This is a genomic window from uncultured Corynebacterium sp. (assembly GCF_937999985.1).
Classification (GTDB): Bacteria; Actinomycetota; Actinomycetes; order Mycobacteriales; family Mycobacteriaceae; genus Corynebacterium.
The window spans coordinates 1-5,044 of the sequence record NZ_CALLDG010000135.1 but is presented as its reverse complement, the minus strand read 5'-3'; the positions used below and the strand labels follow the sequence as shown (position 1 = coordinate 5,044).

Here is a 5,044-nt window from a genome sequence, read left to right as displayed (position 1 = left end):
CGGCGGCGATGACCGCACCGTCGGGGATCCCCGGGCCGGGCGCTATGGTCATGTCGTTCATGCCGCCCAGCCTAGGTGCCCACAACCCTTTCTCGTCTCGGCGGAAGCGGAGACCGCGTCGCGACGGCCGGGATCCAGCCTCAGTATTATCCTCGTCACCGGTTGATTCGAACGCTTTTTGCTCCTCCTTCTCCCGTCGGGCTTCGATTTCAGCGGCCTCTGCAGGTGGCAGTGATCGCTGGATCCGCTCGAACTACCGGTTCCGATCAGCGGTCGAAGGATTTTCGCAGCAGCCGGACCTGCGGCGCCGGTGCCGCCGCCGTAGCCTGACGAGCATCCCCGCCATGACGGCCATCACGACGGCGGTCCCGGCACCGATGATCCAGGGATTACCGAGGAGCCCACCGACGCCTGCGAGTGCTCCGCCCGCCGCGATGAACGGCAGGCCGCAGCAGAGCAGCGACGGAAGCGCGCAGCATGCCAGCAAGAGCAGCCCGGTCACTGCAGCGACGACGGGACCGGCGCGCCATTCGTCGCGGTCCTGATCGGCGCTCATCGTCTGCTTCAGGATGAGATCTCCCCGATTGCCTGCGTTGCCGTTCATGCGCAGCACGACAGCAGCGACGGGTCGGTGGTGAAGGCCTTCGCGGCGATCCGGATGCCCTCGGCCATGGTCAGGTAGGGGGCCCAGGCGTTGGCGACCTCGGCGACGGTCCTGCCGAGCACGTGGACGCCTGCGGCGGCGAGCTCCCCGGCGTCCTTGGCGACGGCGGTCAGGCCGAGGATCTCTTTCGTCTCGGCGTTCACGACGATCTTGATGAACCCGCGGGTGTCGCGGTTCACCAAGGCGCGGGGCACGTGGTGCAGGGGCAGGACGCGGCAGTCGCAGCGGATCCCCGCGGCGAGGACGTCCTTCTCGGTCATCCCGACCGCGCCGATCGCGGGCCCGGTGAACGTCACCCGCGGCAGGCGGGCGTAGTCGACGGACCGGTCTGCGTCGGCGAACGCGTTCTCGGCGACGAGGGTGCCGTGGTGGGCGGCGACGTAGACGAACTCGGGGTGCCCGGTCACGTCGCCCGCGGCCCAGACCCGCGGGTTCGAGGACTGCAGCCGGTCGGAGACGACCACCTCGCCGGAGTCTCCGGTATTCACCCCGACCGCATCGAGGTTCAGGCCATCGGTGACGGGACGGCGTCCGAGGGCGACCAGGACCTGGTCGGCGCGGAACTCCTGCGAGCCGCCGGACAAGGCGGCGGTCACGACGGCCTCGCCTCCCGTGCCGCGGGAGACCCGGGTGGGCACTGCGCGGCTGACGACGCGGATGCCCTCGTCGGCGAACACCTCCTGGAGCGCCTTCGACACCTCCGGCTCCTCCTTCGAGGCGAGCCGGGACCGCACGAGCAGCGTGACCTGCGAGCCGAGGCGGGCGAACAGCTGCGCCTGCTCCAGGGCGACGTAGCCGCCGCCGAGCACCAGCAGCGACTCGGGGACCTCCGTCAGCTCCATCGCCGTGGTCGAGGTCAGGTATCCGGTCTCCTCCAGGCCGTCGATCGGCGGTGCCCACGGGCGAGAACCAGTCGCGACCAGGTAGTGGTGGGCCTCGATGGTCTCGACGCTTCCGTCGGATCCGGCAACATCGAGAACCGGCGCATCAGGGGTGCCCACGAACGAGGCGTCGCCGCGGAGGACCTGCCAGCCGTAGGAGTCGGCGACGTCGGCGTACTTCTCGCCGCGCAGCGACTCCACCAACGCTTGCTTCCCAGCGATCAGCGCGGGCATGTCGACGGGATCCGCCGTCGTCGCGATCCCGGGGAACCGGGTTGCGGCGTCGACCGCGACGTGCCGCGCGCCGGCCGCGGCAATGAGCGCCTTCGACGGGACGCAGCCCGTGTTCACGCAGGTGCCGCCGAGCGTCCCGCGCTCGATCATCACCACCGACTTCCCGAGCGTGCTGGCGCGGATCGCAGCGGCGAACGCGCCGCCTCCCGATCCGATGATGGCGAGATCGTACTTCGTAGGCATCGCTACTCCTGTCAACTCTTGGCTTTCTGCTCTGTCTCAGCCATACTGGACCTTCCAGTGCAGGGGAAGGTCAAGCGCGGCCACGGAGGGAGACAGCAATGTGGATCGGAGAACTCGCCGAGAGGGCAGGCACTACCGCGAAGACCCTTCGCTTCTACGAGGAACAGGGCCTTCTGCCCCCGACCGAGCGCACGCCGTCCGGATACCGCGACTACGCGCCCGAGACGGTCGCTCGGATCGACTTCATCCACCGCGGCCAGGCCGCGGGCCTCACCCTCGCCCAGATCCGCCAGATCCTCGACATCCGCGACGGCGGCCATGCGCCCTGCGAGCACGTGCGCGACCTGCTTGACGTGCGCCTCGCTGAGATCGAGCAGCAGATCGCGCAGCTCTCCGTGCTGCGCGACACTATCGCGGACCTTAGCCAGGACGCCGCGCACCCGGATCCTGAAACGTGCAGCACCGATCAAGTGTGTAGGTACTTGTAGACGGCGGGAGTCAATGACTCAAACGCTACAACCCCGATATGCGCTAGCGCATGTCGATGCCGCCGGTGCCCACCTCGATGATTTTGGTGGTGGCCGCGATAGCACACAGCAGCGGCATCGGGGCGGAGGCCTGCAGCGCGAAGTGGTGGACTCGGAAGGACGCGTTGTTCACGCCGATTTCGTCCGCAGCCTGGGTGATCTCCAGACGAGTCTTGGCGATCTTTTCCGCAGATGGCCCGCACTAGCTGCCGAAGGCGTAATGCCCGAAGCTTAAGAAGCCGATCGCTTTCATTGAATAACACTCCTTTTGATGGTGTTAACGAGAGGGGGTAACTTTGCAACGACATACCGTTGAGTTCAAATTTAACGTGTAACGTTATTGACGCTTCGCGTTATGGGGGATAGGGTGAAGCATGATCCAGTCGTTCGCTGACAAGGACACTGAGCGTCTGTGGAATCGAGAGCGGGTTCGCTCGATCGATTCCCGCATTCACTCAGTAGCGCTGCGCAAGCTTCGCCAGCTTGGGTACGCGCAGACTCTTGATGAGTTACGGATTCCCCCGGGAAACCGGCTTGAGGCGTTGAAAGGTGATCGGCGGGGTCAGTTCAGCATTCGAATCAACGACCAGTGGCGGATCTGTTTTCGGTGGTCCGCTGCGGGGCCAGAGGAGGTTGAGATCGTTGACTACCACTGACAAGCTCCCTCCGGTTCACCCCGGTGAGATCCTAATGGAGGACTTTCTCAAGGGAATGGGGATCACCCAGCACAAGCTCGCCGTCTCCATCGGCGTTCCGCCCCGCCGGATCAACGAAATTGTTCACGGTAAGCGCGCTGTAACCGCTGACACGGCCCTTCGTCTAGCGAAGTTTTTCGAGATGAGCCCCCAGTTCTGGCTCGGGTTGCAGACCCAGTACGACCTGGATGTGGCAGAAGACAAAATCCTCGCCGAGATCGAGCGGATTCAGCCGGTCCAAGCTGCTTCGGCGTAGGCCGCACCTAGGGAATTTGGGGCCGTTGCCTCATCGCTTTCAGCTCCGAGCGCCGCTTCTTTGCTTCGAGACGGCGCCGTACCGAGCCCCTCGTCGGCTTCGTTTTGTGCCGCGGGGGAGGGGGCGGAGCTAGGGCCTCGCGCAACAGGGCGGCCATGCGTTCGCGTGCCTCAGCTCGGTTGCGCACCTGCGACCGCTGGGTCGACGCAGACACGGTGAGGACGGAGCCGTCCAAGCGGTGCTCGAGGTTGCGCAAGATGCGGCGGCGTTGGGCGTCGGTAAGCGATGCGCTTTCAGCGATATCGATGGAAAGCTGGACCTTGCTGTCGGTCGGGTTGACGCCCTGGCCGCCCGGACCCGACGACTTCGCGAACCGCTCCGTTAGGTCGGCAGCGGCGATGACTGCACCGTCGGGGATCCCCGGGCCGGGCGCGATGGTCAGGTCTTTCATGCAGCCCAGTCTAGGTGCCCTACGAGTCGTTCTTGTCTCGGCGGAAGCGGAGGCCGCGTCGCGACGGACGGGGTTCAGCCTCAGAATTATTCTCGTCGTCGGTTGAGTCGAGTGCTTTTTGCTCTTCCTTCTCCCGTCGGGCTTCGATTTCAGCGGCCTTCGCAAGTAGCCGGTCGTCGTTCATGTCGCGAATTTTCTCGGTGGCTTTCTGCGCCTGATCCACCGCAGCCTGACGGGCGCAGTTCGCGACATTGACTGTGTCTCCCGCTAGCGACATCACAGATTGACGCCAGCCTTGGACCTAGAGACGCTCCGCGTAGTGTAGCTAGTCCCCGGGGTTACCCACGCAGAACTCGTTGCCTTCCGGGTCCTGCATGACAGTCCACACCAATCCCGGCGCCTCGTGGGTGGTGAGTTCGGTAGCGCCTAGGTCTTTGAGGCGTTCTATTAAAGTTTCGCGCTCCGCCCCGCCAACGTCGATGTGCATGCGGTTTTTCCCAGGTGTCGGATCCTTGACGCGCTGAAATCCCAGCGCCGGGGTGGAATCAACCATCACAAAATCGCCGTAATCCGCGGCGATTTCGCATCCGGTTGCGGCGGACCAAAACTTGGCGAGCTTTGAGGGATCGTGGCAGTCGAAGGTGATCTGCCGGATCGTGAGATTGGCATCATTCATGGTCTCTATTATGAGGATGGGATCTGACGCTTGCTACGTGCATTTCTAAATAGCATTCTTTAGCGCTTCGCGGATTGCCTGGGACCGTGACCATCCGTGGGCGGCTGCGTATTTGTCGAGGTCCAAGATTTCGCGAGGAGAGAGCCGAATGGAGATAACCTTCGCAGTATCTTCGTTGCGAGGTTTCCTTCCTCGTCGACGAAGTATTTCTACGTCGTAGCCTTTCTCGGCTTCGGTTACCCACGCATCGATTTGCTCTTCGCTGACTGGCTTTCCGTTGATAGTTTTCATGAACATAATCGTAATACGGAAAAGGGCTTGGCGGCTCGGGGGAGGTTATAGTCTTTCGACAATCCGTGGAGTTCAAGTTCAACGTTTAACGCGGGCAGCCACCGCCGGATTCTCGGTGGCGATTCC

General features: G+C 63.9%; 9 protein-coding genes and 1 pseudogene. 3 read left to right on the top strand and 7 right to left on the bottom strand.

Features of this window, described 5'->3' with window-relative positions; translation table 11 throughout:
* Positions 1-253 precede the first annotated feature (253 nt).
* Both Q0331_RS06495 and merA read right to left on the bottom strand, forming a co-directional pair.
* Positions 254-604: a hypothetical protein gene (locus Q0331_RS06495; RefSeq protein ID WP_005293255.1), complete on the bottom strand. Its 351-nt coding sequence runs from the start codon at positions 602-604 to the stop codon at positions 254-256.
* Positions 601-2,022, bottom strand: a complete 1,422-nt coding sequence (merA, locus tag Q0331_RS06490) for a mercury(II) reductase (RefSeq protein WP_034978272.1) — start codon at positions 2,020-2,022, stop codon at positions 601-603. The genes Q0331_RS06495 and merA overlap by 4 nt, the downstream gene beginning before the upstream one ends.
* A gap of 98 nt (positions 2,023-2,120) precedes the next feature.
* Here merA and Q0331_RS06485 point away from each other — a divergent pair, with 98 nt between their 5' ends.
* A complete protein-coding gene (locus Q0331_RS06485) occupies positions 2,121-2,510 on the top strand; it encodes a heavy metal-responsive transcriptional regulator (RefSeq protein WP_005290994.1) in 390 nt (129 codons plus the stop codon).
* 46 nt (positions 2,511-2,556) lie between these two features.
* Here Q0331_RS06485 and Q0331_RS10820 read toward each other — a convergent pair.
* Positions 2,557-2,802, bottom strand: a pseudogene (locus Q0331_RS10820) (alkane 1-monooxygenase); the annotation flags it as partial.
* A gap of 121 nt (positions 2,803-2,923) precedes the next feature.
* Here Q0331_RS10820 and Q0331_RS06475 point away from each other — a divergent pair.
* Both Q0331_RS06475 and Q0331_RS06470 read left to right on the top strand, forming a co-directional pair.
* The gene (locus Q0331_RS06475; RefSeq protein WP_005290974.1) at positions 2,924-3,205 is read left to right on the top strand and encodes a type II toxin-antitoxin system RelE/ParE family toxin; all 282 of its coding nucleotides are present in this window, start codon (positions 2,924-2,926) and stop codon (positions 3,203-3,205) included.
* A 34-nt stretch (positions 3,206-3,239) separates the two neighbouring features.
* A complete protein-coding gene (locus Q0331_RS06470) occupies positions 3,240-3,500 on the top strand; it encodes a HigA family addiction module antitoxin (RefSeq protein ID WP_049049231.1) in 261 nt (86 codons plus the stop codon).
* A gap of 7 nt (positions 3,501-3,507) precedes the next feature.
* On the opposite strand, the gene arfB is transcribed toward Q0331_RS06470, so the two are convergent.
* The 4 genes from arfB to Q0331_RS06450 are packed head-to-tail and all read right to left on the bottom strand — an operon-like array spanning position 3,508 to position 4,918.
* Entirely contained in the window at positions 3,508-3,951 is a 444-nt protein-coding gene (gene arfB, locus Q0331_RS06465; RefSeq protein WP_035005746.1) for an alternative ribosome rescue aminoacyl-tRNA hydrolase ArfB, read from the bottom strand.
* 19 nt (positions 3,952-3,970) lie between these two features.
* Positions 3,971-4,231: a hypothetical protein gene (locus Q0331_RS06460; protein WP_239200233.1), complete on the bottom strand. Its 261-nt coding sequence runs from the start codon at positions 4,229-4,231 to the stop codon at positions 3,971-3,973.
* A gap of 45 nt (positions 4,232-4,276) precedes the next feature.
* Entirely contained in the window at positions 4,277-4,627 is a 351-nt protein-coding gene (locus tag Q0331_RS06455; protein WP_035005743.1) for a VOC family protein, read from the bottom strand.
* Positions 4,628-4,672: 45 nt separating this feature from the next.
* Positions 4,673-4,918: a CopG family ribbon-helix-helix protein gene (locus Q0331_RS06450; RefSeq protein WP_080716819.1), complete on the bottom strand. Its 246-nt coding sequence runs from the start codon at positions 4,916-4,918 to the stop codon at positions 4,673-4,675.
* Between the last annotated feature and the right edge of the window lie 126 nt (positions 4,919-5,044).

Bases quoted from the DNA above. Each gene is read 5' to 3' on its own strand.
- Q0331_RS06485 (WP_005290994.1), top strand. From the start codon at position 2,121: ATGTGGATCGGAGAACTCGCCGAGAGGGCAGGCACTACCGCGAAGACC.
- Q0331_RS06495 (WP_005293255.1), bottom strand. From the start codon at position 604: ATGAACGGCAACGCAGGCAATCGGGGAGATCTCATCCTGAAGCAGACG.
- merA (WP_034978272.1), bottom strand. From the start codon at position 2,022: ATGCCTACGAAGTACGATCTCGCCATCATCGGATCGGGAGGCGGCGCG.
- arfB (WP_035005746.1), bottom strand. From the start codon at position 3,951: ATGAAAGACCTGACCATCGCGCCCGGCCCGGGGATCCCCGACGGTGCA.
- Q0331_RS06470 (WP_049049231.1), top strand. From the start codon at position 3,240: ATGGAGGACTTTCTCAAGGGAATGGGGATCACCCAGCACAAGCTCGCC.
- Q0331_RS06450 (WP_080716819.1), bottom strand. From the start codon at position 4,918: ATGAAAACTATCAACGGAAAGCCAGTCAGCGAAGAGCAAATCGATGCG.
- Q0331_RS06455 (WP_035005743.1), bottom strand. From the start codon at position 4,627: ATGAATGATGCCAATCTCACGATCCGGCAGATCACCTTCGACTGCCAC.
- Q0331_RS06475 (WP_005290974.1), top strand. From the start codon at position 2,924: ATGATCCAGTCGTTCGCTGACAAGGACACTGAGCGTCTGTGGAATCGA.